Genomic DNA, 26,021 nt, shown 5'->3' on the forward strand with positions numbered 1-26,021 from the left:
ATGACTCTCCTTCTCCGTTCTCAGGCCTCGGTCCGGTCCAGCTGATGTCCGAAGAGGTGCTCGACGGTGGTGTCCAGCTCTCGCGCGATCCGCAGGGCGAGGAGGACGGAGGGGGAGTAGTCCCCCTGCTCCACGGCGACGATGGTCTGCCGGCTGACGCTGACATGTCTCGCCAGCTCCGCCTGGGTAAGGCGCCGGGACTTCCGCAGGTCCCGGATGCGGCGGTCGGAGTCGGCGGTGCTGACGTCGGCCATAGGAGAAGTCAACTCGGTTTGACATCGTATGTCAAGAGAAGTTGACATCATCGATGAGGCAAGTGTGACCTTAGGAATCCGTCACAATTAGCGCACATCTGCGTATCCATATACGATGAGGTGGTCCGACGCACCGAGTTCAGCGGACGCCCCACGCACCCGAGGGGACCACTCACCCTTGGAAAGGACACGCACGCATGACGCAGACCCCCTCCACCCGCGCCGCTCGGCTCACCGCCGTGACCGCCGTCGGCGCACTCACCGTCACCCTCGCAGCCTGCGGAGACGACGGGGGGAACGGCGGCGAGGAGGCCGCCGACCAGGACAGCCTGGTGCTGTACTCGGGCCGGAACGAGGAGCTGATCCAGCCGCTCATCGACGACTTCACCGAGGAGACCGGAGTGGAGGTCGACGTCCGCTACGGCGACACCGCCGAGCTCGCCGCCCAGCTGCTCGAGGAGGGTGACAACACCGACGCCGACGTCTTCCTCGCACAGGACGCCGGCGCACTCGGCCAGGTCGCCTCCGAGGGGATGTTCGACACCCTCGACTCCGAGCTGCTGGACCAGGTCCCCGAGATCTACCGGGACGCCGACGAGCAGTGGGTCGGACTCTCCGGGCGCCTGCGCACCCTGATCTACAACGAGGACCTCGTCGACGAGGACGAGCTGCCCGAGCGCGTCGAGGACATCAATGACGAGGAGTACCAGGGCCGGGTCGCCGTCGCCCCGACCAACGCCTCCTTCCAGTCCTTCGTCACCGCCTACCGGGAGCTCGAGGGCGACGAGGCCGCCGAGGACTTCCTCTCCGGCCTCGCCGAGAACGACGCCCCCATCCGTGAGAAGAACGGCGAGATCGTCACCGACGTCGCCTCCGGCTCCCTGGAGATGGGCCTGGTCAACCACTACTACCTCTACGCCCAGGCCGAGGAGTCCGGCGAGGACCCCGAGGACATGGACATCGCCAACCACCTCTTCGGCGACGGCGACGTCGGCGCCCTGATGAACGTGGCCGGCGCCGGAGTCATGGACGCAGACCACGAGCCCTCCCAGCAGCTGATGGAGTACCTGCTCGGCGAGGACGGTCAGTCCTACTTCGTCGAAGAGACCGCCGAGTACCCGATGATCGAGGGCATGGACGGCCCCGAGGGCATGCCCGCCCTGGAGGACCTCGACATCCCCGACATCGATCTCAACCGCCTCGAGGACCTCGAGACCACGGTCGAGAAGATCACGGACTCAGGATTGGCGGGCTGATCCCACCCCCATGACCCTGCTGCAGGACTCGCCGCACACCCGGACCGACCGGGCAGCACCGGACGGTCCGGGCGTCGGCGCGCCCGGGACCGGGATCCCCGGCACCGGGGGTCCCGACGGTCCCGCGGGACTCTTCGGCCGCGGACGCCGCCCCGTCCCGCGCCGCCGAGGTCCCGCCCGCCTGCTGCCGGCCTGGATGGTCATCCTGGCCGTGGTCACCACCGCAGTGGCCCTGCTGCCGCTGTTCTACCTCGTGGTCCGCGCCGCGGAGTACCCCACCGCAGACTTCATCGACACCGTGTTCTCCGCCCGCAGCGGACGGCTGGCGGTCAGCTCGGCGATGCTGACCACCGTGGTCACTGGGCTCTGCCTGGTCATCGGCGTCGGACTGGCGGTGCTGGTCACCCGCACCCGCATCCCCGGACGGCGCCTGCTCGCCGTGGCCGCCGCCCTGCCCCTCGCGGTGCCCAGCTACGTGGCCGCCTACTCGTGGCAGTCGATGAACCAGCTGGTCAGCCCCGGCACCACCTTCGAAGGGTTCTGGCCCGCGGTCGCAGTCATCACCCTGGTCACCTACCCCTACGTGTACCTGCCGACCGTCGCCGCACTGCTGGCCGTGGGCTCCGACCAGGAGGAGGCCGCCCGCTCGCTGGGCCGCGGCCCGGTGCACACCTTCCTCACCGTCACGGTCCGCCAGGCCACCCCCGCCATCGCCTCGGGCGGGCTGCTGTGCGCCATCTACGTCATCGCCGACTTCGGGGCGGTGGCGATCCTGCGCGTGGACACCTTCACCCGCGTGGTCTACACCAGCTTCTCCATGGGCTTCGACAGGATCGGCGCCGTCGCCCTGTCCACCGTGCTGCTGGCCCTGACCATGGGCGTGCTCTTCGTCGAAGGACGCATCCGACGCACCGCCACCCGGTACTCCCAGGTCGGCTCCGGATCCGGCGGCCGGCCCGCACGCGCCCCGCTGGGACGGTGGCGCGTCCCCGCCCTGGCGGCCGGCTGGGCCCCCATCGTCGTCGCACTCGGGGTGCCGGTGGCCGCGCTGAGCCTGTGGTCCGGGCGGGGGGTCTCCCGACCCGGATCCATGGAGGAGGTCCTCGGTGCGCTGATCAACTCCCTCTGGGCCGCCGGGGCCGGTGCCCTGGCGACCACCGCGATCGCCCTGCCGCTGGCGCTGTGCCTGGCGAGGCGCCCCTCGCTGCTCAGCCGCAGCCTGGAGCGGATGGCCTACCTCGCCCACTCGCTGCCCGGCCCCGTCGTCGGACTCTCGGTGGTCATGCTCGGCATCGCCGTGCTGCCGATGTTCTACCAGACCATGTGGATGCTGGTCCTGGCCTACTGCACCCTGATGCTTCCCCTGGCCCTCGGCCCGGCGCTCGCCGCGGCCCTGCACGCCCCGCCCGAGCTCGAGGAGGCCGCCCGCTCGCTGGGCCGGCCGCCGCTGATCGCCTACCTGCGCGTCACCCTGCCGCTGATGGCCCCGGGAATCGGCGCCGGTGCGATGATGGTCATGCTCACCGCGATCAAGGAGCTGCCCGCCACCCTGATGCTGCGCCCCACCGGATTCGACACCCTGGCCACCCGGCTGTGGACCTACACCGGCTCCGAGTCCTACGCGGCCGCCGCGCCCTTCGCGCTGCTGCTGGTGCTGGTCGCCTCCGTACCCGTATGGCTGCTGGTCTCCCGACTGCTGAAGGAGGTGTGAGGATGACGACGACGAACCGCGCCGGGACCCTCGACGTCTCCGGGGTCACCGCCCGCTACGGGGCCGAGACCGTCCTCGACGACGTCGCCCTGCACGCAGAGCGCGGCTCCACCCTGGCGGTGATCGGCCCCTCCGGGTCCGGGAAGACCACACTGATGCGCGTGATCGCCGGCTTCCTGCAGCCCGAGTGCGGCACCGTGCGCCTGGACGACCGCGACATCACCGCCGTGCCCGCCCACCGGCGGCGCATCGGCCTCGTCGCCCAGGACGGGGCGCTGTTCCCGCACCTGACGGTGACCCAGAACATCGCCTTCGGGCTGGACCGCCGACGGCTCGGCCGCGAAGAGGTCCGGCGCCGCGCCGACGAGATGCTCGAACTGGTCAGCCTCACCTCCGAGCACGGCCGACGCCGCCCCGACCAGCTCTCCGGCGGACAGCGCCAGCGGGTGGCCCTGGCCCGCGCGCTGGCCCGCGGCCCCGAGCTGATCCTGCTCGACGAACCGTTCTCCGCCCTGGACTCGGGCCTGCGGGACCGCACCCGCCGGGCGGTGCGCGAGGTCCTCGCCGAGACCGGCACCACCGCGCTGCTGGTCACCCACGACCAGAACGAGGCGCTGTCCTTCGCCGACCAGGTCGCCGTGCTCAGCGACGGACGGCTGCGGCAGGCCGCCGCACCCCGGGAGATCTACTCCACCCCGGCGGACCTGGAGACCGCGAAGTTCCTGGGCGAATCGGTGGTCCTGGAGGCCGAGGCCTCCGCCGGCGTGGCCGAGTGCGTGCTCGGTCAGGTGCCGCTGCGCGGCCCGGGCAGCCAGGGTCGGGTGCGGCTGCTGCTGCGCCCCGAACAGCTGCGCCTGGTCGCCCCGGGCGACGGGGTCCCGGGCACGGTCATCGACTTCGACTACTACGGCCACGACTGCGCGATCACCGTGGAGGTCTCCGGAACCTCCGAACTGGTCCGCGTGCGCGAGCTGGACGCCGAGCCGATCCCGCCGGGCACCCCCGTGGGACTGCGCGTGGAGGGCTCCGGGGTCGCATTCGCGCCCGAGTCCCGCCTGCGCTTCCTCACCTGAGCGGCCGGCCTGCCATGATGGAGGGCGTGACCGCACGCCTGTTCCCGAAGCCGACCAGGAGCTGATGATGAGCGAACCGATCCGCGTCGCCGCCGTCGAGGACATCGACGAGGGCGAGGCCCTGCTGCTGCAGCCGGAGGTCACCGGCGCCTCGGAGCCCATCTCCGTGTTCCACGGCGAGGACGGGGGCTTCTACGCCCTCGACGACGAGTGCACCCACGAGACCGCCTCCCTGGCCGACGGCCTCGTCGACGGGGACACCGTCGAATGCCCCAAGCACTCGGCCGCGTTCTGCCTGAAGGACGGACGTGCCCTGTGCCTGCCCGCCACCCGCGACGCCCGCACCCACAGGGTCGAGGTCCGCGACGGTGAGATCTACCTGCATCCCGGGGTGCCGGCCCAGGCATGAGCGTGGAGAGCGTCATCGTCGTCGGCGGGGGACCGGCCGGCTTCGCCGTGGTCCAGCGGCTGCGCCGCGGCTTCTTCGATGGGACGGTCACCCTGATCGCATCCGAAGGGGTTCCCTACGACCGGCCGCCGCTGAGCAAGGAGTACCTGGCCGGGACCACGGACGTCGAGGCGATCCGCTTCGAACCTGCCGAATGGTTCGCCGAACACGAGGTGGACCTCGTGACCGGAGATGTCAGTTCCGTCGAACCGGACACCGGTGAGGTGCGACTGGCCGACGGGCCGACGCTGCGGGCCGACCGCGTCGTATTCGCCACCGGCGGTGCGGCGGCCCTGCCGCCTATCCCAGGGGTGGAACAGTCTCATGATGCCGGAACGGTGCTGACGCTCCGCAGCCTCGACGACGCCGACGCCCTCCGCGCCCGACTCGGCCCCGGACGGCGCCTGGCCGTCGTCGGCGGCGGACTCATCGGCGCTGAGGTCGCCTCCACCGCCGCCGGAACCGGCACCGAGGTGGTGCTCATCGACCCGGTCGACCCGCCGCTGGTCGCCGCAGTGGGACCCGAGCTGGCCCGGCGGCTGCACGACATGCACGCCGCCCACGGGGTGGAGGTCCGCACCGCCGCCGTCGCACAGGTCGAAGCGGGGGAGGAGGCGACGGGGCGTGCGCTGCGGATCCACCTCGACGACGGCTCGGAGGTCGCCGCGGACACGGCCCTCATCGGCGTCGGCATGGTCCCCCGGACCGCGCTCGCCGTGGCCGCCGGACTCGAGGTCGACGGCGGCATCGTCGTCGACGAGACCTTCCGCACCTCCCACCAGCGGATCTACGCGGTCGGCGACGTCGCCCGGCTGCGCACCGACGACGGTGAGCTGCAGCCCCGCGCCGAGCACTGGGAGCACGCGGTGCTCTCCGGCGGCGCCGCAGGTGCCGCGCTGCTCGCCGAGGCCGGACCCTCGGCCGGCCCCGAACCCATCGAGTCCCCCTGGTTCTGGTCCGACCGCCACGGGGTGCACCTCGAGGCGGTGGGCTCCATGGCCGCCCCCGGACGGACGATCACCCGGGAGATCGACGGTGCTCCCGCCGTCGCCTTCCGCGTGGACGAGACCTCACGGGTCATCGGCTGCGCGGCGATCGACGCCTCCCAGGCGGTACGGGTGGCCCGCCGACTCATCGCCCGCGGCACCGTCGTCGACGCGGACGACCTGGCCGACCCCGACGTCCCCCTCAAGCAGCTGATGCGCCGGCGCTGAGTCCGCCCGTCAGCCCCGGTCGGACCCGCGCGCGTGCGCGGACGCCAGCCGGGCGGCCAGCCCCGTGTACCGCTGGGGCGTCAGCTCCCGCAGCCGCGCCGCGGCGTCCTCGGAGAGGCCCAGGCCGTCGACGAACTCGCGCAGCTTCTGCTGGTCCACCCGGCGGCCCCGGGTGAGGTCCTTCAGACGCTCGTACGGGCTGTCCATGCCGGGCGTCCCGGCCAGGGCCTCGGCGCGCATCACCGTCTGGATCGCCTCGCCCAGGACCTCCCAGTTGGCGTCGAGGTCGGCGGCGATGACGTCCTCGGCCACGTCGAGCTGGCGCAGCCCCTTGGTGACGTTGTTCAGCGCCAGCACCGAGTGCCCCAGGGCGGTGCCGATGTTGCGCTGCCCGGAGGAGTCGGTGAGGTCACGCTGCCAGCGGGACTCCACCAGGGTGGAGGCCAATACGTCGAGCAGGGCGTTCGAGACCTCGAGGTTCGCCTCGGCGTTCTCGAATCGGATCGGATTGACCTTGTGCGGCATCGTCGAGGACCCGGTGGCGCCGGCCACGGGGATCTGCCGGAAGAAGCCGATGGAGATGTAGCTCCAGACGTCCACGCACAGCCCGTGCAGGATCCGGTTGAACCGGGCGACGTCGGCGTAGAGCTCGGCCTGCCAGTCGTGGGACTCGATCTGGGTGGTCAGCGGATTGAACGTCAGGCCCAGCTTCTCGACGAAGCGGCGGGCCACCGCCGGCCAGTCCGCCTGCGGCGCGGCCGCCAGGTGGGCGGCATAGGTGCCGGTCGCCCCGTTGATCTTCCCCAGGTGCTCCTGAGCCTCGATCCGGCGCAGCTGGCGGGTCAGCCGGTGCACGAACACCGCGACCTCCTTGCCCAGCGTCGTCGGGGTCGCCGGCTGACCGTGGGTGCGCGAGAGCATCGGGACCTCCGCCGCGCCCTCGGCCAGCGTCGAGAGCCCCTCCAGGGCCGTCCGGGCGGCGGGAAGCCAGACCTGCTCGACGGCGTCGCGGATGCCCACCGCGTAGCTGAGGTTGTTGATGTCCTCGGAGGTGCAGGCGAAGTGCACCAGCGGGGTCAGCTCACCCAGCCCCATGCCCTCCAGGCGGCGGGCGATGAAGTACTCCACCGCCTTGACGTCGTGGACGGTCTCCGCCTCGATCTCCGCCAGCTCGGCGACCTCCTCCGGCCCGAACTCGGTGACGATGCGACGCAGCTCGGAGACCTGCTCCGTGCTCAGCGGGGGGAGCCCCTCGAGCACCTGCTCCTCGCACAGGTGCACGAACCACTCCACCTCCACGTGCACGCGGTTGCGGTTCAGCGCCGCCTCGGAGAGGTGGTCGACCAGGGGCGCGGCGTCGCGGCGGTACCGGCCGTCGAGGGCGCCGAGCGCGATGAGCGGCTCGGCCGCGGCCAGGCTGACGCGCGGCTGTTCGGAGGAGACGGGGGAGTGCTGTGCGGCGTCGGAAGCGGTCTCGGATGCGGCCATGGGCACGATTCTGTCATGACCGTGACGCGCCCCCCCCGCGACGAGGTCGGACCGACCCGGGGCCCGACCGACGCTCCTCCACAGGCGTGCGTGGGCGGTCGGATCCGCGCACCGTCCTCCACAGTCTCGGACCGACGCATCGTCGGGACGACGGCGCCCGCCTACGGTCGTCGCATCGCCTGATCGTCGGTCCCTCGCCCCTGGAGGTCGGAACCTGTGAGCTTCGTCGCCGCCCAGCTGGAGTCCAGCGCCGAGAACGCCGAGCGCACCGCGGCCTCGGTGCGCCGCGCCGCCGGCCAGTCCGAGGCGATCGTCGGCCGTCTGCTCTCCGCCCGTGAGGTGACCTGGGAGTCCGCGGCGGCCACAGGCTTCCGCGGCGTCGTCGACACCCTGATGGTCGAGGCCGCCGCCGACCGCACCCTGGCGGAGTCGGTGGCGGACGACCTGCTCGCCGCGGCCACGGACCTGCGCGAGTGGGCAGCGGGCGCCCGATCGCTCAGCGCGGCCCTCGACGGCGCCTCCCCGGAGGATCTGGCGGAGCTGCCGCTGATCGGCTCGGCCCGGGACGCCCTCGAGGATCCCTCGTCCTTCGTCCGCTTCGTCGCCGACGGCGGCGTCTCCACCGTCCGCTCGCTGCTCAGCTGACCCCCGCCCCGAGACTTCCCAGGAGTGCCCCCATGACCCCGCCCACGGCCGGCTCCGCCGGATTCGAGGAGTTCCCCGCCCAGGTGAAGGGCGGCTCGTGGCTCAGCGTCGCCCTCGACTCCCTGGCCGGGACCGTGGACGAGGTCTCGTCGGCGACCGACCTCTCGGCCGAGCAGCTGCGCATGTTCGCCTCCGCCGGATTCGAGCACGTCACCTCCGGCACCCCCACCCTGCACCCGAGGATCGTTTCGGCCGGGGCGACCTTCGGCACGCTGCAGGCTCGGATGGCGGCCTCCCAGCTCACGTCGCGTGCCTTCGCGCTGATCATGCGGGAGGTCTACGAGCGCTACCGCGGCGTCGAGGAGTCGATCCTCGGGCTCTTCGACGGCGGCGTGCGCCTGTTGGCCTTCATGGTCAACATCAACCCCGCGGGCGGCCCGATCGACGGGCTGCGCGCCTTCGACCAGGCCTACGGTGCGATGCCCTCCCTGGTGCGGCTCGGCGCACTGGCCGGCACCCGGGGGATGGGCGGGCTGGGACGCGCGGGACAGGCGGTGATGGGGTGGTCGCTGATCACCGCCTACGGCCCCGACCTGCGCCGGCCGGGACAGCTCTGGAAGGACGCGGTGACCATGGACGTCGGCGAGCCCGCCGACGCCGGATCCCACCGGGCCGAGGGCGGCGCCGCCGACTACCTCGACGTCGTCGGGGAGGCCGACGGAGACATCGTCATCAGCACGGTCACCCACGACGACGGGACCGTCAGCCACATGGTCCACCTGCCCGGACTGGACGTGGATCCCGCAGACTTCTCCGCCGAGGACCTGGCCGACGGCCGGGGCCTGGTCGCCGGAGCCGACGCGATGGTCGAGGACTCCTCGGTGCACTCCGAGGCGATGGTCGAGGCGCTGGAGGCCGCCGGCGTCGCCGACGGAGAATCGGTCTACCTCTCCGGATACAGCCTCGGCGGGAAGCAGGCCACGGACCTGGCCGCCGACGACACGTTCAACGAGCGGTTCGACCTCGGAGGCGTCATCACCCTCGGCGCGCCGCAGTCGCAGCGCACGACCCCGTTCGGGGTGCCGGTGACCCACTTCCAGGACAAGCACGACCCGGTGCCGCGGTTCACCGCGGAGCGGGGACGGACGAGCTCGGACCGGCTCACCGTCGAGTTCGACCGGCCGCCCCAGGAACGTGAGGGGCTCACCGCCTTCGGGGACAACCATCCCTACCGGCACAACGTGGACGCCCTGCGCTCATTGGAGCACCCGGACAACGACGCCCTCGACCCCGACCAGCGGGCCGCCCTGGAGGCCTTCGCCGAGGCCTACGACGGCGACGTGCAGACCCAGACCTTCACCGGCGCCTGGCGCCACGACCTCGACCCGGAGGCCGTCGAGGCGCTGGAGGCCGAGGCGCAGGGCCTGGGAGACCGTGTGGAGTCGGGCATCGAGCGGGGCCGTGAGCTGGCCGAAGAGGCCCGTGAGGAGCTCTGGGGAGTCGTCCCGGGGGATCAGCGCCTCAGCGTCCCCCATCCGCCGGTCGATGCGCCCCTGCCCGCGGAGGTCCCGCCCTGGGAGCTCAGCGAGGAGCCGGGCCGGAGGGCGCCGCGGTGAGCAGGAACCGGCCCAGCACCGCGGAGACCAGCGCGACGATGATCGCGCCGAGCAGCGCGTCCCAGAAGAAGCTGTCCACGTAGAACCGCACCCCGACCACCCCGGCGGTCAGATCGGTCAGCCATGCGGTGAGCATCAGCATCGCCGCATTGATGACCACGGCGAACAGCCCCAGGGTCAGACAGGTGATCGGCATCGCCAGGAAGGACAGGATCGGCTTGATGACCGCGTTGACCAGTCCGAACACCGCCCCGACGAAGACGTAGGCCATCATCAGTCCGGCCGGGGTCTCGGTGCCGGTGATGCCGATGCCCGGCAGCAGCCACGCGGCGGCGCCGAGGGCGAGGGCGTTGAGCAGGGTCGCAAGTAGGATTCTCATCACAGTCATCATCTCACCGTCGAGATGAGAGAACACTGAGAGGACACCCCACATGACCGATCAGGTCCCCGGGCTGACGCGCCCCGTCGGTGCCGCCGTCAGCCCGCGCCCGGCCATCGCCGCCCTCCCGAAGTACGCCGCGGGGAAGCCCCCGCAGGCCGCCGACGGGCTCACCCCGTACAAGCTCTCCTCCAACGAGAACCCCTTCGGGCCCGTGCAGGCGGCCAAGGACGCATACCGGGACATCGACATGCTGAACCGGTACCCGGACCCCACCGCGCAGACCCTGCGGACCGCGCTCTCCGAGACCCTCGGGGTCCCGGCCGAGGACATCGTCGCCGGCACCGGAAGCCTGGGTGCCCTGACCCAGCTGATCACCTGCTTCGCAGGCACCGGGGACGACGGCGTCCCCGACGAGGTCATCTACCCGTGGCGCTCCTTCGAGGCCTACCCCATCGTGGTCCGCACCGCCGGGGCGCAGGACGTGCAGGTGCCGGTCGACGCCGACGGTCGGCACGACCTCGAGGCCATGCTCGCCGCGATCACCGACCGCACCCGGGTGATCCTGCTCTGCACACCGAACAACCCCACCGGACCGGCGCTGACCCACCGGGAGGTCAGCGACTTCCTGGCCCGGGTGCCCCGCGACGTCGTCGTGGTCATCGACGAGGCCTACATCGAGTTCATCCGCTCCGAGGACCCCGTCGACGCCCTCGAGCTGTACCGGAACCACCCCAACGCGGCGGTGCTGCGCACCTTCTCCAAGGCCCACGCCCTGGCCGCGCTGCGGGTCGGCTACGTCATCTCCCAGCAGGAGATCATCGGCCCCATGCGGGCCGCCGCGCCTCCGTTCAGCGTCTCCGCCGCGGCCGAGGCGGCCGCCGTCGCCTCCCTGTCACGACTGGACGAGATCCAGGTCACAGTGGAGAATCTTGTCTACGAACGACAAAGAGTCCGTGAGGCGCTGCTCGACGCCGGTTGGGACGTCCCGGCCGCCGAGGGGAACTTCGTCTGGCTGCCGTTGGGGGACCGATCCGCCGACTTCGCGCACCAGGCCGGGGTCCTCGCGCTCTCCGTGCGGGCCTTCGACGGCGAAGGCGTACGGGTGAGCATCGGCGTGTCCGAGGCCAACGATCGGCTCATCGAGTTGTGCCGGTCCTACAGCCTCCGCGGCTGATCCCGCTGAGAGGATGAGACGGCAGACCCACAAGGTCCTGTCGGAGAGGAGCCCGCTCGTGCAGCCAATCCAGCTGCTCGCGCCGGACGGTTCGTTCGCCGAGGATGAGGTGTACGCCCCGTACATCCGCGCCCTCGGCGACGACGTCCTGCGAGAGATGTACCGGTCGATGGCGACCGCCCGTCGGCTCGACAACGAGGCGACCTCCCTGCAGCGGCAGGGTCAGCTCGAACTCTGGGTCCCGTGTCTGGGCCAGGAGGCCGGACAGACCGGAGTGATCACCGCGCTGCGCGAGGACGACATGGTCTTCCCGACCTACCGCGAGCACGCCATGGCGCTGCACCGCGGCATCACCCCCGAGGAGCTGCTCCGCCAGTTCCGGGCGGCCGGGCACTCCGGATGGGACCCCCTCGAGCACTCCTTCAACGTCTACTCGGTGGTCCTCGGCGCCCAGACGCTGCACGCCGCCGGCTGGGCGATGGGTCTCCAGCGGGACCAGGCGGCCGGCCGGGCCGAGGACGAGCTCGTCGTCGCCTGCCTCGGCGACGGGGCCTCCAGCCAGGGCGACGTGCACGAGTCGATGGTCTTCGCCAGCTCCTACGGGCTGCCGATGCTCTACTTCATCCAGAACAACCACTGGGCGATCTCCGTGCCCGTGGCCACCCAGTCGAAGCACCCGCTCGCACTGCGGGCCCACGGCTACGGGTTCGAGGGGGTGCGGGTCGACGGCAACGACGTGCTCGCCAGCTTCGCCGTCGCCGCACACCACGCCCCGCAGGTGCGCGAGGGGAACCCGCAGATCATCGAAGCCGTCACCTACCGGATGGGCGCGCACACCACCGCGGACGACCCGACCAAGTACCGCACCTCCGAGGAGGTCGAGTCCTGGAAGGCGAAGGACCCGATCAGCCGCTACGCCACCTGGCTCGAGGCCGAGGGCCACGCCGACTCCGGCTGGTTCTCCGAGGTCGACGCCGAGGCCAAGGACCTCGCCGCCGACCTGCGCCGCGCGGCGATGTCGATGGAGGGGCTGGAGCTCGAGCGCGTCTTCGACACCGTCTACGCCGAGCCGCATCGCCAGATCGAGACCGAGAAGGCCTGGCTGAAGGACTTCGAGGCCGGATTCGCCGAGCAGACCGGCGAGACCGAGGGGGAGCGCCGATGACGACGAGCACCGCGGCCGACGCCGTCGAGCGTCCCGAAGACCGTGAGCCGAAGCAGATGCCCCTGGCCAAGGCCATCACCGCCGCCCTGCGCGACACCATGGCCGACGACGACCGCACCCTGCTCATCGGTGAGGACATCGGCGCCCTCGGGGGCGTCTTCCGCGTCACCGACGGGCTGCAGGCCCAGTTCGGCGCCGACCGGGTGATCGACTCACCCCTGGCCGAGTCCGGGGTGATCGGCACCTGCATCGGCATGGCCATGCGCGGCTACCGTCCGGTGGCCGAGATCCAGTTCGACGGCTTCGTGTTCCCCGCCTTCAACCAGATCACCACCCAGCTGGCGAAGATCCACAACCGCACCGACGGAAAGGTCACCATGCCGGTGACCGTGCGGCTTCCCTACGGCGGATCCATCGGGTCGATCGAGCACCACTCCGAATCGCCGGAGGCCCTGTTCGCCCACACCGCCGGGCTGCGGCTGGTCACCCCCTCCAACGCGCACGACGCCTACTGGATGACCCGTCAGGCCATCGCCTGCCAGGACCCGGTGTTCGTGCTCGAGCCCAAGCGCCGCTACTGGCTCAAGGGCGAGGTCGACTTCCAGAACCCGGCCCCCGACGCCTTCACCGCCCAGGTGCTGCGCGAGGGCACCGACGCCACCATCGCCGCCTACGGACCCCTGGTGCCCACCGCCCTGGCGGCCGCGGCGGCCGCCGCCGAGGACGGACGCAGCGTGGAGGTCATCGACATCCGCTCGCTGAGCCCGTTGGACGACGAGACCATCGCCCGCTCGGGCGCGAAGACCGGACGCCTCGTGGTGGCCCACGAGGCGCCGACCTTCGGCGGATTCGGCGGCGAGATCGCCGCACGGGTCTCCGAACGGGCCTACCACCGGATGCTGGCCCCGGTGCTGCGGGTGGGCGGATTCCACATGCCCTACCCGCCCTCGCAGGAGGAGCACCGCTACCTGCCCGACATCGACCGCATGCTCGAAGCCGTGGAGCGCAGCTTCAGCTACGACCGCTGAGCGCCGGCGCGCGCATTCAGCACAGACCAGCGACAGGAGGCACAGAGCATGGTCGGCACGTTCAATCTCCCCGACGTCGGTGAGGGGCTCACCGAGGCCGAGGTCATCTCATGGAAGGTCACCGTCGGCGACGTCGTCGAGGTCAACGACGTCGTCGTCGAGATCGAGACCGCGAAGTCCCTGGTGGAGCTGCCCGTCCCCTTCGCCGGCGAGGTGCGTGAGCTGCTCGCCGAGGAGGGGGAGACCCTCGAGGTCGGCAGCCCGCTGATCCGCATCGCCGAGGCCGGATCCGAGGACGGGCCCGAGGCCGGGTCGGATCAGAAGTCCGACTCCCAGGAGAAGAAGCCCGCCGAGCGGAAGCAGGCGGACTCGGGGTCGTCGGGCTCGGGTTCGCCGGAGTCCGGGTCGTCGGACTCCGGAGGAGACAAGGCGCTGGTGGGCTCCGGCCCGAAGGCCGACGCCGCCAAGCGCCGACCCCGCACCCGTCCGACGACGCTGGACCTGGTCGACGTCCCCGGCGACGCGCAGCGGCGTCCTGCCCGGCGGGACGCCGAGTCCCAGGGACGCGGTGTGGTCGACGTGCTGGCCCGGACGACGCCGCCGGTGCGCGCGCTCGCCCGTCGGCTCGGCGTCGCCCTGGGCGAGCTCGCCGCGGCCGCCCCGGGACGGATCAGCCGTGAGGACGTGGAGCGGTTCGCCCGTGACCGCGGCGGCGACGTCCGTGCCGGGGGACGCCGTGCGGCCGGACCCGACGAGCACGGCTTCACCGCCGGGCGGCTGCTGCGGGAGGGCCCCCGCGAGGAGGAGGTCGAGGTGCGCGGGGTGCGCAAGCACACCGCGATCAACGTGACCCGCTCCGCCCAGGAGGTCCCGCACGTCTCGGTGTTCCGCGAGACCGACATCACCCGCACCATGGAGCTGCGCGCGGTCCTGCGCGAAGACTCCCGATACGAGGGCCTGAGCGTCTCACCGCTGCTGTTCGTCGCCAAGGCGATCATCTGGGCCGCCCGGCGCAACCCGCAGGTCAACGCCACCTGGCACGACGAGACCTACTCGCTGAAGAACTACGTCAACCTCGGCATCGCCGCCGCCACGCCTCGCGGACTGGTGGTCCCGGTGATCGAGGACGCCCAGGCCTACGACACCCGGGGGCTGGCCGCCGCGATCACCGCACTGACCAAGAGGGCCCGCGACGGGAAGACCTCGCCGGCCGAGATGCAGGGCGGGACGGTCTCCATCACCAACCTGGGACCGCTCGGGCTCGACGGCGGCACCCCGATCCTTCCCCCCGGCCAGGCGGCGATCGTCGCCGTAGGGGCTGTGCGCCGGAAGCCGTGGGTCGTCGACGACCAGATCGTCCCGCGCGATGTGATGACCGTGGGCGGATCCTTCGACCACCGGCTCATCGACGGCGAGCACGCCGGCCGCTTCGTCGCCGACGTCGCCCGCGTGCTGGAGCAGCCGGGACTGCTGCTCGACTGAGGCGCCGGCACGCCGCCGCCCGATCCCGGGAGCCCCTAGTCCCGGGAGGTGATCTGCGTCAGCTCCAGCGGGTCCGGCTCCTCGATGCCCAGCGCCTCGGACAGCGGCTCGCCGTCGAGGAGCAGCTCCGCCTCCGCCGCACCGGAGGCGGCACGAGCCGTGGCCTCGATCTGCGCGTGGATCCGGGCACCCGCGCAGGCATCGACGGGTGGGGCCTCTCCGGTCAGCTCCACGGTGACCACGTCGTCGTCGAGCTCGGCCGACTCCAGGCTGAGGTCCTCGAACTCGGTGAGCAGATTGATGAACTCGGGCTCCCCGTGCGTGGGCTCCTCATCGGCGATCAGGTAGCCCAGGGCCCCTGAGGTGGGATCCTCGGTCACCGTGGGCACGGTGGTGATGACGCTGATGGTGTCCTCGCAGCCGAAGACGTCGGACCGGGCGCTCTCGATCATCTGGACGTTCTCGGAGTCGTCCTCGATCTCCATGTGTCCGTCGTCGTCGATCGGCGTGTTCTCCGCGTGCCCGGCGGGGGTGACCAGGCCCATGGGGAGGCGGACCGACTCGTCGGAGTCGTACTCCGGTTCGGGCAGCGGCTCGCCGCCCTCGGACCCGCCGTCGCCGTCGTCGCCCCCGCCTCCGTCGTTCCCGCAGGCGGTCAGCAGCAGCGTCGCCCCGAGTGCGGCGGCGCCCAGGCGTGCGGCGGGGGAGCGGTGAGCAGACATGTCTCCACAGTACGACAGGGCTGGGTCACGGTGCGCGACGGGAGAAGTGTGGTGCGGGCGGAAGGCGTTGAACGGGGGCGCCTTCCGCCCGCACTGCGGGACTTCGTCGACGGCATCAAGGGGGGTGCGATGCTCATGTCGACGCTCGTGCCCGTCCCGCAGGGGCGCCGGTCCGGAGGGAACGGGATCCCCGGACCGTCGTCGGACGGAGGGAGCGGTACCGGCAAGGGGGCGTCGCCGGTAGCTCTCCAAAATTTGAACCGCTGTCCGCCCTCCATGATGCCGATCGGTCCGGCCCTCTGTCAATCGTTTCCTACCGACGAGTTCACATCGGCCCGGAAGGTCCTCCGCCCACCCGGATCCGGGAGTCTCGGCGGGTCCCGCGGCGACAGGCGATAGGCTGGGTGCCATGCCGATCCGGAACCATCGCGCCGCCGCACTGCCTGCCAAGCTCTCTCGGTCCTGGCTGCTCATCAACGCCGCGCATGAGGAGGACTTCGCCCCCGGCCTCGCCAGCGAGGCCGACTCGGTGATCTTCGACCTCGAGGCCTCGGTCCCGGACGATCAGAAGGCCGCCGCCCGCGACTCGGTGGCCTCCGCCCTCGACGACGGCATGACCGCCTGGGTCCGGATCTCGGCGACCACCTCGGAGCACTGGGAGGACGACGTCGCCGCCCTGTCACGGGTGCGCGGACTGCGCGGAGTGATGCTCGCCGAGACCGAGGCCCCCGAGCAGGTCACCTACACCGCGATGCGCCTGCGCGCCGGCACCCCGGTGATCGCGCTCATCGAGTCCGCCGTCGGCGTCGAGCAGGCCACCTCGGTGGCCAACGCCCCCGGCACCTTCCGCCTGGCCTTCGGCACCAACGACTTCCGCAAGGACGTCGGCGTCTCCGACGACCCGACCGCGCTGGCCTACGCCCGCTCCAAGCTGGTCATCGCCTCCCGCGTGGGAGGGCTGCCGGGCGCCATCGACGGGCCCGCCGCCCCGGATGCGGACGAGGAGACCATCGCCGAGGCCTGCCGGGTCACCCAGGCGATGGGCATGACGGGCAAGCTCTCGCTCGACCGCGCCCAGGTCGACAGCGTCAACCAGGGGCTCTCGCCGTCGGAGGAGGAGCTCAGCTGGGCCCGCGAACTCATCGACGCCCATGAGAAGGGCGCCTCCATCGGAGACGGCTCCTACCTGCCGCGCCTGGCCCGTGCGCGCAAGATCGCCTCGCTGGCCGACTCCTACGGCCTCTGGAACGCCTGACCGGCCGTCTGACCGGCCGCCTCGTTGAAGGTCGATCTCCGAGGCCGGTAGATTGAGGCGGACACCCGCACCTGTGCGCCGGAGCACATGTGCCACGGACGGCGAGGAGGCCAGATGGGCAGGGAGACCTACACCGGCGACGTGGCGTTCGAGGTGCGCGGCCACCTCGGGATCATCACGCTGAACCGCCCGAAGGCGCTCAACGCGCTGACCAAGCTGATGTGCGAGTCCGTGCTCATCCAGCTGCAGGACTGGGCCGACGACGACGACGTCGCCCAGGTGCTGGTCCGCGGCGCCGGCGACCGCGGCCTCTGCGCCGGAGGGGACGTGGTCGGCATCTACCGCGAGATCACCTCACACTCCGACGACGGCGGCGAGCTGTTCCCCGACGGGACGCCGGGCTACCGAACCGACTACGACTCCGAGGAGTTCTGGCGCACCGAGTACCGGATGAATCAGCTGATCGCCCGCTACCCCAAGCCCTACGTCGCCCTGATGGACGGGGTGGTCCTCGGCGGCGGGATCGGGATCTCGGCCCACGGCTCCCACCGCATCGTCACCGAGCGCACCAAGGCCGGCATGCCGGAGACCACCATCGGCTTCACCCCCGACGTCGGCGGGGCCCACCTGCTCAGCGGGGCACCGCTGGGCACCGGGCTGCACGCCGGGATGACCGGCGCCCACCTGGGCGCGGCCGACGTGCTCCACCTCGGCCTGGCCGACGCGCACATGGAGTCCGTCCAGCTCGAGTCCCTCATCGACGAACTCACCCGCCGACCGGTCGACGAGGTGCTGCCCGAGATGCGCACCGAAGCCGGGGAGTCCGCCCTCGCCGCCGCGCAGTGGATCCCCGAGGCCTACTCGGCCGACACCGTCGAGGAGATCCTCTCCCGCCTCGATGCGACGGCCGAGGCCCACCCCGAGGCCGGGGAGGCCGCCGCCACGCTGCGGACCAAGTCCCCGACCTCGCTGAAGGTCACCCTTCGCTCGCTGCGCGCGGCACAGGGGCAGAGCCTGGAGGAGGTGCTCCGCACCGACTACACCCTCGGGGTCAACCTCATGCGCTCCCGCGACTTCCGCGAGGGGATCCGTGCGCAGCTGGTCGACAAGGACCGTGACCCCCGATGGACCCCGGCGACGCTGCAGGAGGTCGACGAGGACCTCGTCGAACGCCTCTTCACCCCCGCACCGGGCAAGACCCTGACCTTCGACGAGGAGTGACCCCACCATGGCAGAGCAGATGACCGCCGCCCAGGCCGCAGACCACGACTGGTCCACCATCGAGGTCTCGGTGGCCGACCGGGTCGCCGTGATCCGGCTGAACCGCCCGAAGGCGCTCAACGCGCTGAACGAGCAGACCATGGACGAGGTGGTGGAGGCCGCGGTCGCCGCAGACGCCGACGACGCCGTCGGGGCGATCCTGCTGGCGGGCTCGGCCAAGGCCTTCGCCGCCGGAGCCGACATCAAGGAGATGTCCTCCCAGGGGCTGGCCGAGATGTATTCGCGCGACTGGTTCCGCCGGTGGGAGGACTTCGCCCGGCTGCGCACCCCGATCGTCGCCGGAGTCTCCGGCTACGCCCTGGGCGGAGGCTGCGAGCTGGCCATGATGGCCGACGTGCTGATCGCCGGGCAGGGCGCGAAGTTCGGCCAGCCCGAGATCAACCTCGGCGTCATCCCCGGCATGGGCGGCTCACAGCGGCTGACCCGTTCGGTCGGCAAGGCCAAGGCCATGGACATGGTCCTCACCGGCCGGCACATCGACGCCGACGAGGCCGAGCGCATCGGACTGGTCTCCCGGGTCGTGCCCGACGACGAGCTCGAGGACGCCGCCGCCTCCGTGGCCGCAGAGATCGCGTCGAAGTCCAAACCGGCCGCCCAGATGGCCAAGGAGGTCGTCGCCGCGGCCTTCGAGACCCCGCTGCAGCACGGGCTGGTCCACGAGCGGCGGGTCTTCCACTCGCTGTTCGCCACCGAGGACCAGAAGGAGGGCATGTCCGCCTTCGCCGAGAAGCGCTCGCCGCAGTGGCGGCACCGCTGACCGACTGAGCGGTCAGTCGGCGAGGACCTCCTCCAGGGGAGCGGCCTCCTCGCCCAGGGCCACGGCCACCGGGGCGTGCACCAGGCGACCGTCGTGGACGTTGAGTCCGGCGGCCAGGTGCGGGTCGTCGCGCATGGCCTGCTTCCAGCCCTTGTCCGTCAGCGCGAAGATGTAGCGCAGAGTGGCGTTGGTCAGCGCCGAGGTCGAGGTCTCCGGCACCGCGCCGGGCATGTTCGCCACGCAGTAGTAGATCTGCTCGCCGATGGTGAACGTCGGCTCCGCGTGGGTGGTGGGCCGCGATCCTTCGAAGCAGCCGCCCTGGTCGATGGCGATGTCCACCAGCACCGCACCCGGACGCATCCGGGAGGCCATCTCCCGAGTGACCAGCTTCGGCGCGTTGGCCCCGGGCACCAGCACCGAACCGATCACCATGTCGGCGGAGGCGACCTGCTCGGCGATGGTCTGGGTGTTCGACGCCAGCGTGGTCAGGCTGCGCGCCGAGAGCGAGGACAGCTCCCGCAGACGGTCCAGGTTGAGGTCGATGATCGTCACGTCCGCGCCCATCCCCATGGCGATGAGCGCCGCCTGCTCGCCGGCCTTCCCGCCGCCGATGACCACGACCTTCGCCGGCCGGGAGCCGGGCACACCGCCCATCAGGATGCCCGGACCGCCCTGCGAGTGCATCAGGTGGTAGGCGCCGACCTGCGGCGCCAGACGTCCGGCGACCTCGCTCATCGGCGCCAGCAGCGGAAGGCCCTTCGGGCCGGTGACGGTCTCATAGGCGATCGCGGTGACGCCGCGCTCCTTCAGCTCGGCGGCGACCTTCGGCTCGGCGGCCAGGTGCAGGTAGGTGAAGAGGATCTGGCCCCGGCGCATCCGAGGGAACTCGTCGGACTGCGGCTCCTTGACCTTGAGGATCAGCTCGGCGCGCTCCCACACCCCATCGGCGTCGGCGACGATCTCGGCGCCCATCTCGCGGTAGGCCTCATCGGTGTGGCCGGAGCCCTCGCCGGCCCCGGCCTGGACCATCACCTGGTGTCCCTTGCCGGTGAGATCGGCGGCGCCCGCCGGGGTGAGGGCGACTCGGTACTCGTTGTTCTTGACCTCGGTCGGCACACCGATCTGCATGGCTTCCTCCTCCTGCTGAGAATGTGGCGGATCGCCGTCAGCGCGACGATCTGCCCTCAGGCTATGCAGGGGGAGCCCGGGTTGCCAACACGGTCGGCGACAGGGCTGTGACGGGTGATGCCCCAGCTGATGTCGCAGAGGGTGTGACAGGCTGTGGGCATGCTCGAATCGTCCGTCTCAGAGGGTCTGGTCAGCGGCGTCGCGCTGGTGCTGCTGATCGTCGGAGCGGCCGGGGTGATCCTCCCGGTGCTGCCCGGCTCGCTGCTGATCATCCTCACCCTCGCCGCGTGGGCGGTGCTGCTGGGATCCGGGCCCGCCTGGATCGCGGCGCTGCTGGGCATCGTGCTCGCCGTGGTCGGCTGGAGCGCGGCCACGGTGCTCACCGGCCGGGTGCTGCGTCGGGAGCAGATCCCCCGCGGGCCGATCCTCATCGCCATCCTCGTCGGACTGGTCGGCATGGTGGTGCTGCCGCCGCTGGGCCTCTTCCTGGGCTTCGCCGCCGGGCTGTTCGGCGCCGAGTACGTGCGGCGCGACCGTGACCACCGGGCGGCCCTGTACGCCAGCCTCAGCGCGCTGCGGGCCGTGGGCCTGGGCATCCTCGTCGAGTTCGGCCTGGCCGGCGCCGCAGTGTCCTGCTTCGTGATCGGCGCGCTGATCCACCACTTCGCCTGAGCCCCGGGCCCCGGGGTCCGACCCGGTTGCACCGCCGGAGACATGAGGCATGATGTAGGGGACCGCGCCCCGAGCGTCGGACCGCCTGCACCGGCGGCCGAGCCGGGCCCGACCGGGAGGCCTGCGTGAGGACTGAGCCCGATCCTCAGACCGAGCCTCACTCCGAGGCTCCGACCGCCCCGGACCCCGCCGTGTCCTCCGACGGCGACGATCCGCCCGCGATGCGCATCGCCTCGCCCGTACTGATCTGCGGAGGACCGTCGCCGGCGAAGTCGGAGCTGGCCGGACGGCTGCGCGGACTGGACGTGAAGGTGCTCGACAGTCCCGGCGCGGAGCATCTGGAGTCCCTGCTGAGCACCGAGGAGCCCCGGCTCGCGGTGGTCGACGTCCGCGCCCGACGGCGGGTCTCCGAGCTGCCCCGCGCGGTGGGGACGCTGCGCGGCGCCCCCGCCGGCTGCACCTGCCTGTTCTGGTTCGACGGCGACGCCGAGCCGCCGGAGATCCTCGATCTGCGCCGGGCCGACGACGACCACAGCGTGGGCACCGTCGACGTCGAGGACTCCCTGGTGCGTCTGCACCTGCTCTCCGAGGCGCTGCCCGAGGACCCGGGGGACCGGTTCGTCGTCGGCGACCTCGAGCTCGACGTCGCCGCCCGCACGGTGCGGCGGTCCGGCCGCGACATCGACCTCTCCGACACCGAGTTCCGACTGCTGCGGCTGCTCATGCGCCATGCCCGCACGGTGCTGCCGAAGACGGAGATCCTCCACGAGGTGTGGCAGTACGAGTTCGCCGGTCAGGCCAACATCGTCGAGCTCTACATCTCCTATCTGCGGAAGAAGATCGAGGCGGAGCGCCCCAAGATGATCCACACCGTGCGCGGGGCCGGCTACGTCCTGCGGCCGGCCGACCCGGACCTCCGGGACACGGCGGCTACTGATCAGTAGGTTCTCGCCGGATCCTGTGACAGACTGACCGGCATGCATCTGCTCCTCCGCACTCTGCTGGTGCTCGGTCTGGCCCGCCGGCGGCCGCTGACCTCCCCCTGGGAGCCCTGCGTGCTGCCCATGCGCGCGCTGCCGACCGACATCGACGTCGCCATGCACATCAACAACGGCCAGTACTTCTCGCTGTTCGACCTGGGCCGGTTCGACCTCATGGAGCGGGCCGGACTGCTGCGTCCCATCCGGGACCGCGGCTGGACCCCCGTGGTCCAGGCCGAGCAGATCGCCTTCCGGCGCTCGATCACGCTGATGCAGCGCTTCGAGATCCACACCCTGTTCCTGGGCGTGGACGAGAAGACCCTGTACTTCGAGCAGCGGGTCGTCGTCGACGACGAGATCTGCGTCCGCGCCTACCTGGCCACCAGGCTGCGCGCCGCCGACGGCCCGGTGCCCGTCGCCGACGTCATGGCGCTGATCCGCGAGGTCGGCTGGGAGATCCCCGAGGACCTCGAGGTGCCCGAGCACGTCCTGCGCTGGCGCCGCGAGACCGCGCTGCCCTCATCGCGCCGACCGGCGCCGAACCGGTGGGCGCACGCAATCCTGGATCGGGTCCGCTGACCGCTTAGAGTGTAGGCATGAGACAGCCCTTCAGTGCCGATCTGGGACTCCTGCTGCTGCGCCTGGCCGCAGGCATCTTCCTGCTCATGTCCGGTCTGCGCAAGGCGTCATGGATCGGCACCGAGGGCTCCGAAGCCCACGTCGACGCCCTCGGAGTGCCGCTGGCCGAGTACATCGGGCCGGCGCTGCCCTATGTGGAGATCGTCGGCGGCGCGATGCTCTGCCTGGGCCTGCTCACCCGTCTGGCCGCAGCCGTCCTCGCGCTGCTCGCCGGAGCCGACGCGGTGCTCATGGTCCTGGGGGTCGGAACGCTGATCAGCATCCAGGAGAGCCGGGACCAGATGCTGCTGCTCATCGGCAATCCGCTCGAGTTCAGCGTCCTGCTCGCCGTGCTGGGCCTCGTCCTGATGCTCACCGGCGCCGGCGGGATCAGCGCCGACGCACCGCTGCGGCGGGCGCTGCGCCGCTGATCCGGCTGATCACAGAGGCCGGTCCGCTCACTGCATGCGGTGGCGGCGGGCCATCACCAGGGCCCCGGCGCCCAGCAGCACGACCATCACTGCGGAGCCGATGACGAGGTTCGACGCCCCGGTCTCCGTGATCTCCTCAGTAGGCACGGCTCCCTCAGCCTCGACCGACTCCGACGGGCTCTCCTCCGCGGAGGACGCCGGTGAGGCCGAGGTCTCGTCCTCGGCGGGCTCGTCGGCGTCGTCCTCAGCCTCGTCGTCACGCTCCGTCGGCTGCGGAGTGCGCTCGGACTCCCCGTCGTCCGCCTCGTCCGTGCCGTCCTCGTCTGCGTCGACCTGGTCGTCCTCATCCTCCGACCGCTGGTCGGCGGCGACGTCGGCGGCCTGCGGGTCGGTGCCGCCGCTGAGCAGGGTGAAGCTGGCGTGGCAGGTCGCGGTCCGCTCGCCGTCGGAGACCAGCACCTGCACGCCGTCGTCGACGGTCTGCGCGACGTGGTCCGGGACCTCGAGGGTCAGCGTATGGGCTCCGTTTCCGGCCTCGGCGAGCGAGGCCTGGACGCGGTGAATGGTGGTCTTGGAGGCGGAGCCGTCGGAGAAGGTCACCTGCGCGGAGGAGGAGTCGGACACCAGCGTGATGGTGGCACGGTCCCCGGGGCTCAGCATGGGGCTGCTCTGCGCGGTGCAGGTCAGAGCGCCGGGATCTTCGCCCACGTCGGAGCCGCTGACGCCACCCTCGGCGTCCGGGTCCTCGGGCTGGCCCTCCGGCTGGCCCTCTGCCGGCGGCCGGTCGGCCGGGGCCTCCGGGGCAGTAGGGCTCGTCTGATCCTGCGGGGCGGGCGGTCCCTCTTCGGTCCGTGGGGTGGGCGTGGGGGACTGTTCGGTCGGGGTCTGCGATGGGCTGGTGGTCTCGCCGCCCAGTCCGTCGCCTGAACCCTGCTGGCCCTCGTGCTCGGTCCCTTCCGGGCCGCCCGACTCGGGGTGGGTCTCCATGGGGCTGGAGGAGGAGTCGTCCTGCGAGGGGGAGTACTCGGTATCCAGCTCCTCCGTCGAATCCCCCTGCTGAGGGGAGAGCTGCTCGGGGGTCGGCGACTCCGTAGGCTCCTCCGGGGTGCTCCCCTCGGTGGGTGTCACGCTGACGGTCGGGGAGTCGGGGTCGGGCACGGCGATCGCCGGTGAGGCCAGGGACACGCTGATGCCCGCCGCCGCGACCGCAGAGGCGAGCAGCGTCCCCGTGCGGCGTCGTCCGAGCCTGGTGTCCGTCATGTCCTGGGCGCCCCCGATGTCCCTCTCGACCTGCTTCAGATCATGGCGATGCGCCGCGAACTGCGCATCACTCACAGGTCACAATTGGATCACAATTAGGCGCAGGATGCATCGTGGCATGTCTCACACCGCGCTGACCAGGGGTGATGTCGGAGTGATGCCGGCGTCAGGCGGGCCTGACGCCGGCGTGACGGTGTCCCGTCGAGGCTCAGGTCAGGCGATGCTCCGGAGTGCGGTCCAGCGACGGGTCGGTCTCGGCGAAGTGGCCGATCACCGCATCGATCCCCTCCATGGTCGACTCGTCGAGCACCACTCCCGCGGCGGCGACGTTCGAGGTGATCTGCTCGGGCCGGGAGGCCCCGACGATCGCCGAGGCGACGTTGCCGTTCTGCAGCACCCAGGCGATCGCCAGCTGGGCCATGGTCATTCCGTTGTCCTCGGCGATGGTCGAGAGCTTCTGGACGCCCTCGAGCAGCTCGTCGTCGAGGTAGCGCTCGATCATCCGAGCGCCCTCGTCGTTCGTCGCACGAGATCCTTCGGGCAGCGGCTGGCCCGGGCGGTACTTCCCGGTCAGCACGCCCTGCGCCATGGGCGACCACACGATCTGCGAGAGCCCCAGGTCCTCACAGGTGGGCACGACCTCTCCTTCGATCACCCGGTAGAGCACGTTGTACTCCGGCTGGTTGGAGATGAGCTGGAAACCCATCTCCTGGGCGAGGGCGTGGCCGCGGCTGATCTGCTCGGCGGTCCACTCGCTCACCCCGATGTAGTGGGCCCGCCCGGAGCGGACGATGTCGGCGAAGGCCTGCATCGTCTCCTCCAGCGGCGTGGCGTGGTCGAAGCGGTGGGCCTGGTAGAGGTCGACGTAGTCGGTGCCCAGCCGCTTCAGCGAGGCGTCGACGGACTCCATGATGTGCTTGCGCGAGAGCCCGGTGTCGTTGGGGCCCTTCGGACCGGTGGGGAAGTACACCTTGGTGAAGATCTCCAGCGACTCGCGCCGCTGATCGGCCAGCGCCTCGCCGAGCACGGATTCGGCCACGGTGTTGGCGTAGGTGTCGGCGGTGTCGAAGGTCGTGATCCCGGCGTCCAGGGCGGCGCGCACACAGCTGCGCGCCACGTCGTTCTCCACCTGGGACCCGTGGGTCAGCCAGTTGCCGTAGGTGATCTCCGAGATCTTCAGGCCGCTTCGGCCGAGGTGACGGTGCTCCATGGGGACAGCCTAGTGGTCCCCGCACCCCGCGGGACAGGGCTCCGAGGTCTGCTGAGGCCAGCCTGTCCTGCGTGGTCAGCGCGCCGTCGGCTCGCTAGTGTGGCACCGGAGGGATGAGGCGCACCATCTGCACAGGACCACCTGCGGGCGGCCGCAGGAGAAGGAGACGATCCGAGTCATGGCACAGCTGAACGGGAAGCTCGAAGAGGCGTTCAACGAGCAGGTCACCCTCGAGCTGGAGGCGGCGCTGACCTACCGGCAGCTCGGCATCGAGATGGACGTGCTGGGCATGCCCGGCCTGGCCTCGTGGTTCCGCGCCCAGGCCGACGAGGAGGTCGTGCACGCGAACAAGTTCATCGACCACATGGCCGACCGCGGGGCCCACCCGCGCATCCGCTCGATCCCGGAGATGAGCGTGCGGGCCTCGAACGTCCTGGAGGCCTTCGAGGCCTCGCTGGCCCACGAGCAGAAGGTCTCCGAGGCCATCCGCAACCTGTACCGGCTCTCCGAGCAGGAGGGGGACATCGACTCCCGGCCGCTGCTGAGCTGGTTCATCGACGAGCAGCTCGAAGAGGAGGCGATGGTCGACGAGATCATCGACAAGGTGAAGCTGATCGGCGACGACGGCACCGGACTGCTCAACCTCGACTCGGAGCTCGGCGCCCGCGAATCCGGCGGCACGGAGGCCTGAGGAGGCCCTCCGGCCAGCCCCTTTGACACCCATTCTGTGACCCGCATAACATGATGCGACCCGCACGCCGTAGACCCCCG

At 71.3% G+C, this 26,021-nt stretch carries 27 protein-coding genes; 20 read left to right on the plus strand and 7 right to left on the minus strand.

What is annotated here, in order from left to right:
- Positions 1-20 precede the first annotated feature (20 nt).
- Positions 21-254, minus strand: coding sequence for a helix-turn-helix transcriptional regulator (locus N7E59_RS09420; RefSeq protein WP_261624678.1), 234 nt, complete (start codon positions 252-254; stop codon positions 21-23).
- 197 nt (positions 255-451) lie between these two features.
- Here N7E59_RS09420 and N7E59_RS09425 point away from each other — a divergent pair, with 197 nt between their 5' ends.
- From N7E59_RS09425 to N7E59_RS09445, 5 genes are all read left to right on the plus strand, one after another.
- Positions 452-1,510, plus strand: a complete 1,059-nt coding sequence (locus N7E59_RS09425; protein ID WP_261624679.1) for an extracellular solute-binding protein — start codon at positions 452-454, stop codon at positions 1,508-1,510.
- A gap of 10 nt (positions 1,511-1,520) precedes the next feature.
- Positions 1,521-3,221 carry an ABC transporter permease gene (locus N7E59_RS09430; protein WP_261624680.1) on the plus strand — a complete coding sequence of 567 codons (1,701 nt, stop codon included), beginning with the start codon at positions 1,521-1,523 and terminating at the stop codon, positions 3,219-3,221.
- 2 nt (positions 3,222-3,223) lie between these two features.
- Positions 3,224-4,294 carry an ABC transporter ATP-binding protein gene (locus N7E59_RS09435; RefSeq protein WP_261624681.1) on the plus strand — a complete coding sequence of 357 codons (1,071 nt, stop codon included), beginning with the start codon at positions 3,224-3,226 and terminating at the stop codon, positions 4,292-4,294.
- A 67-nt stretch (positions 4,295-4,361) separates the two neighbouring features.
- On the plus strand, positions 4,362-4,703 hold the full coding sequence (locus N7E59_RS09440) for a non-heme iron oxygenase ferredoxin subunit (protein WP_261624682.1): 342 nt from the start codon (positions 4,362-4,364) through the stop codon (positions 4,701-4,703).
- Entirely contained in the window at positions 4,700-5,956 is a 1,257-nt protein-coding gene (locus tag N7E59_RS09445; RefSeq protein ID WP_261624683.1) for an NAD(P)/FAD-dependent oxidoreductase, read from the plus strand. Before N7E59_RS09440 ends, N7E59_RS09445 begins: the two co-directional genes overlap by 4 nt.
- Before the next feature lie 9 nt (positions 5,957-5,965).
- Here N7E59_RS09445 and purB read toward each other — a convergent pair whose 3' ends face one another.
- Positions 5,966-7,444 (minus strand): adenylosuccinate lyase, encoded by a 1,479-nt coding sequence (gene purB / locus N7E59_RS09450; protein ID WP_261624684.1) that lies wholly within the window; start codon positions 7,442-7,444, stop codon positions 5,966-5,968.
- Positions 7,445-7,459: 15 nt separating this feature from the next.
- Here purB and N7E59_RS09455 point away from each other — a divergent pair, with 15 nt between their 5' ends.
- From N7E59_RS09455 to N7E59_RS09465, 3 genes are read left to right on the plus strand one after another with little or no spacing between them, the layout of a single operon-like run.
- Positions 7,460-7,627 carry a hypothetical protein gene (locus N7E59_RS09455; protein WP_261624685.1) on the plus strand — a complete coding sequence of 56 codons (168 nt, stop codon included), beginning with the start codon at positions 7,460-7,462 and terminating at the stop codon, positions 7,625-7,627.
- A gap of 33 nt (positions 7,628-7,660) precedes the next feature.
- Positions 7,661-8,089: a hypothetical protein gene (locus N7E59_RS09460; protein ID WP_261624686.1), complete on the plus strand. Its 429-nt coding sequence runs from the start codon at positions 7,661-7,663 to the stop codon at positions 8,087-8,089.
- Between the two features lie 32 nt (positions 8,090-8,121).
- Positions 8,122-9,705, plus strand: coding sequence for a hypothetical protein (locus tag N7E59_RS09465; protein WP_261624687.1), 1,584 nt, complete (start codon positions 8,122-8,124; stop codon positions 9,703-9,705).
- Here the strand turns inward: N7E59_RS09465 and N7E59_RS09470 are convergent.
- A complete protein-coding gene (locus N7E59_RS09470) occupies positions 9,671-10,093 on the minus strand; it encodes a phage holin family protein (protein ID WP_315943011.1) in 423 nt (140 codons plus the stop codon). The two genes, N7E59_RS09465 and N7E59_RS09470, sit on opposite strands and share 35 nt — an antisense overlap.
- A gap of 43 nt (positions 10,094-10,136) precedes the next feature.
- Here N7E59_RS09470 and N7E59_RS09475 point away from each other — a divergent pair, with 43 nt between their 5' ends.
- From N7E59_RS09475 to N7E59_RS09490, 4 genes are read left to right on the plus strand one after another with little or no spacing between them, the layout of a single operon-like run.
- Positions 10,137-11,261 carry a histidinol-phosphate transaminase gene (locus N7E59_RS09475; protein ID WP_261624688.1) on the plus strand — a complete coding sequence of 375 codons (1,125 nt, stop codon included), beginning with the start codon at positions 10,137-10,139 and terminating at the stop codon, positions 11,259-11,261.
- A 58-nt stretch (positions 11,262-11,319) separates the two neighbouring features.
- Positions 11,320-12,426: a thiamine pyrophosphate-dependent enzyme gene (locus tag N7E59_RS09480; RefSeq protein ID WP_261624689.1), complete on the plus strand. Its 1,107-nt coding sequence runs from the start codon at positions 11,320-11,322 to the stop codon at positions 12,424-12,426.
- A 56-nt stretch (positions 12,427-12,482) separates the two neighbouring features.
- Positions 12,483-13,454, plus strand: coding sequence for an alpha-ketoacid dehydrogenase subunit beta (locus tag N7E59_RS09485; RefSeq protein WP_390905038.1), 972 nt, complete (start codon positions 12,483-12,485; stop codon positions 13,452-13,454).
- A 48-nt stretch (positions 13,455-13,502) separates the two neighbouring features.
- Entirely contained in the window at positions 13,503-14,936 is a 1,434-nt protein-coding gene (locus N7E59_RS09490; protein ID WP_261624691.1) for a dihydrolipoamide acetyltransferase family protein, read from the plus strand.
- A gap of 35 nt (positions 14,937-14,971) precedes the next feature.
- Here N7E59_RS09490 and N7E59_RS09495 read toward each other — a convergent pair whose 3' ends face one another.
- A complete protein-coding gene (locus N7E59_RS09495) occupies positions 14,972-15,658 on the minus strand; it encodes a GerMN domain-containing protein (protein ID WP_261624692.1) in 687 nt (228 codons plus the stop codon).
- Between the two features lie 409 nt (positions 15,659-16,067).
- Between N7E59_RS09495 and N7E59_RS09500 the strand changes: the two genes are divergently transcribed.
- From N7E59_RS09500 to N7E59_RS09510, 3 genes are all read left to right on the plus strand, one after another.
- Entirely contained in the window at positions 16,068-16,913 is an 846-nt protein-coding gene (locus N7E59_RS09500) for an HpcH/HpaI aldolase/citrate lyase family protein (RefSeq protein WP_261624693.1), read from the plus strand.
- A gap of 114 nt (positions 16,914-17,027) precedes the next feature.
- Positions 17,028-18,134 carry an enoyl-CoA hydratase/isomerase family protein gene (locus N7E59_RS09505; protein WP_261624694.1) on the plus strand — a complete coding sequence of 369 codons (1,107 nt, stop codon included), beginning with the start codon at positions 17,028-17,030 and terminating at the stop codon, positions 18,132-18,134.
- Between the two features lie 19 nt (positions 18,135-18,153).
- Positions 18,154-18,951, plus strand: coding sequence for an enoyl-CoA hydratase (locus tag N7E59_RS09510; RefSeq protein WP_261624715.1), 798 nt, complete (start codon positions 18,154-18,156; stop codon positions 18,949-18,951).
- A gap of 12 nt (positions 18,952-18,963) precedes the next feature.
- On the opposite strand, the gene ald is transcribed toward N7E59_RS09510, so the two are convergent.
- Positions 18,964-20,079 carry an alanine dehydrogenase gene (gene ald, locus N7E59_RS09515; RefSeq protein ID WP_261624695.1) on the minus strand — a complete coding sequence of 372 codons (1,116 nt, stop codon included), beginning with the start codon at positions 20,077-20,079 and terminating at the stop codon, positions 18,964-18,966.
- A gap of 159 nt (positions 20,080-20,238) precedes the next feature.
- On the opposite strand from ald, the gene N7E59_RS09520 reads away from it, so the two are divergent.
- From N7E59_RS09520 to N7E59_RS09535, 4 genes are all read left to right on the plus strand, one after another.
- Positions 20,239-20,751 (plus strand): DUF456 domain-containing protein, encoded by a 513-nt coding sequence (locus tag N7E59_RS09520; protein ID WP_261624696.1) that lies wholly within the window; start codon positions 20,239-20,241, stop codon positions 20,749-20,751.
- 125 nt (positions 20,752-20,876) lie between these two features.
- Positions 20,877-21,695 (plus strand): winged helix-turn-helix domain-containing protein, encoded by an 819-nt coding sequence (locus N7E59_RS11850; protein WP_315943012.1) that lies wholly within the window; start codon positions 20,877-20,879, stop codon positions 21,693-21,695.
- A 33-nt stretch (positions 21,696-21,728) separates the two neighbouring features.
- Positions 21,729-22,310, plus strand: a complete 582-nt coding sequence (locus N7E59_RS09530; RefSeq protein ID WP_261624697.1) for an acyl-CoA thioesterase — start codon at positions 21,729-21,731, stop codon at positions 22,308-22,310.
- Positions 22,311-22,327: 17 nt separating this feature from the next.
- Positions 22,328-22,780: a DoxX family membrane protein gene (locus N7E59_RS09535; RefSeq protein WP_261624698.1), complete on the plus strand. Its 453-nt coding sequence runs from the start codon at positions 22,328-22,330 to the stop codon at positions 22,778-22,780.
- A 27-nt stretch (positions 22,781-22,807) separates the two neighbouring features.
- Here N7E59_RS09535 and N7E59_RS09540 read toward each other — a convergent pair whose 3' ends face one another.
- On the minus strand, positions 22,808-24,115 hold the full coding sequence (locus tag N7E59_RS09540) for a hypothetical protein (RefSeq protein ID WP_261624699.1): 1,308 nt from the start codon (positions 24,113-24,115) through the stop codon (positions 22,808-22,810).
- A 133-nt stretch (positions 24,116-24,248) separates the two neighbouring features.
- The gene (locus tag N7E59_RS09545; RefSeq protein WP_261624700.1) at positions 24,249-25,250 is read right to left on the minus strand and encodes an aldo/keto reductase family protein; all 1,002 of its coding nucleotides are present in this window, start codon (positions 25,248-25,250) and stop codon (positions 24,249-24,251) included.
- A 178-nt stretch (positions 25,251-25,428) separates the two neighbouring features.
- Here N7E59_RS09545 and N7E59_RS09550 point away from each other — a divergent pair, with 178 nt between their 5' ends.
- A complete protein-coding gene (locus tag N7E59_RS09550) occupies positions 25,429-25,941 on the plus strand; it encodes a ferritin (protein WP_261624701.1) in 513 nt (170 codons plus the stop codon).
- The last annotated feature ends 80 nt before the right edge of the window (positions 25,942-26,021 follow it).

This window comes from Nesterenkonia marinintestina (genome assembly GCF_025420485.1).
Lineage (GTDB): Bacteria > Actinomycetota > Actinomycetes > Actinomycetales > Micrococcaceae > Nesterenkonia > Nesterenkonia marinintestina.

What these genes read in the sequence shown, in the direction of transcription:
- N7E59_RS09420 (WP_261624678.1), bottom strand. Translation starts at nt 254, where the DNA reads ATGGCCGACGTCAGCACCGCCGACTCCGACCGCCGCATCCGGGACCTG.
- N7E59_RS09425 (WP_261624679.1), top strand. Translation starts at nt 452, where the DNA reads ATGACGCAGACCCCCTCCACCCGCGCCGCTCGGCTCACCGCCGTGACC.
- N7E59_RS09430 (WP_261624680.1), top strand. Translation starts at nt 1,521, where the DNA reads ATGACCCTGCTGCAGGACTCGCCGCACACCCGGACCGACCGGGCAGCA.
- N7E59_RS09435 (WP_261624681.1), top strand. Translation starts at nt 3,224, where the DNA reads ATGACGACGACGAACCGCGCCGGGACCCTCGACGTCTCCGGGGTCACC.
- N7E59_RS09440 (WP_261624682.1), top strand. Translation starts at nt 4,362, where the DNA reads ATGAGCGAACCGATCCGCGTCGCCGCCGTCGAGGACATCGACGAGGGC.
- N7E59_RS09445 (WP_261624683.1), top strand. Translation starts at nt 4,700, where the DNA reads ATGAGCGTGGAGAGCGTCATCGTCGTCGGCGGGGGACCGGCCGGCTTC.
- purB (WP_261624684.1), bottom strand. Translation starts at nt 7,444, where the DNA reads ATGGCCGCATCCGAGACCGCTTCCGACGCCGCACAGCACTCCCCCGTC.
- N7E59_RS09455 (WP_261624685.1), top strand. Translation starts at nt 7,460, where the DNA reads ATGACCGTGACGCGCCCCCCCCGCGACGAGGTCGGACCGACCCGGGGC.
- N7E59_RS09465 (WP_261624687.1), top strand. Translation starts at nt 8,122, where the DNA reads ATGACCCCGCCCACGGCCGGCTCCGCCGGATTCGAGGAGTTCCCCGCC.
- N7E59_RS09470 (WP_315943011.1), bottom strand. Translation starts at nt 10,093, where the DNA reads ATGACTGTGATGAGAATCCTACTTGCGACCCTGCTCAACGCCCTCGCC.
- N7E59_RS09475 (WP_261624688.1), top strand. Translation starts at nt 10,137, where the DNA reads ATGACCGATCAGGTCCCCGGGCTGACGCGCCCCGTCGGTGCCGCCGTC.
- N7E59_RS09485 (WP_390905038.1), top strand. Translation starts at nt 12,483, where the DNA reads ATGCCCCTGGCCAAGGCCATCACCGCCGCCCTGCGCGACACCATGGCC.
- N7E59_RS09490 (WP_261624691.1), top strand. Translation starts at nt 13,503, where the DNA reads ATGGTCGGCACGTTCAATCTCCCCGACGTCGGTGAGGGGCTCACCGAG.
- N7E59_RS09495 (WP_261624692.1), bottom strand. Translation starts at nt 15,658, where the DNA reads ATGTCTGCTCACCGCTCCCCCGCCGCACGCCTGGGCGCCGCCGCACTC.
- N7E59_RS09500 (WP_261624693.1), top strand. Translation starts at nt 16,068, where the DNA reads ATGCCGATCCGGAACCATCGCGCCGCCGCACTGCCTGCCAAGCTCTCT.
- N7E59_RS09505 (WP_261624694.1), top strand. Translation starts at nt 17,028, where the DNA reads ATGGGCAGGGAGACCTACACCGGCGACGTGGCGTTCGAGGTGCGCGGC.
- N7E59_RS09510 (WP_261624715.1), top strand. Translation starts at nt 18,154, where the DNA reads ATGACCGCCGCCCAGGCCGCAGACCACGACTGGTCCACCATCGAGGTC.
- ald (WP_261624695.1), bottom strand. Translation starts at nt 20,079, where the DNA reads ATGCAGATCGGTGTGCCGACCGAGGTCAAGAACAACGAGTACCGAGTC.
- N7E59_RS09520 (WP_261624696.1), top strand. Translation starts at nt 20,239, where the DNA reads ATGCTCGAATCGTCCGTCTCAGAGGGTCTGGTCAGCGGCGTCGCGCTG.
- N7E59_RS09530 (WP_261624697.1), top strand. Translation starts at nt 21,729, where the DNA reads ATGCATCTGCTCCTCCGCACTCTGCTGGTGCTCGGTCTGGCCCGCCGG.
- N7E59_RS09535 (WP_261624698.1), top strand. Translation starts at nt 22,328, where the DNA reads ATGAGACAGCCCTTCAGTGCCGATCTGGGACTCCTGCTGCTGCGCCTG.
- N7E59_RS09545 (WP_261624700.1), bottom strand. Translation starts at nt 25,250, where the DNA reads ATGGAGCACCGTCACCTCGGCCGAAGCGGCCTGAAGATCTCGGAGATC.
- N7E59_RS09550 (WP_261624701.1), top strand. Translation starts at nt 25,429, where the DNA reads ATGGCACAGCTGAACGGGAAGCTCGAAGAGGCGTTCAACGAGCAGGTC.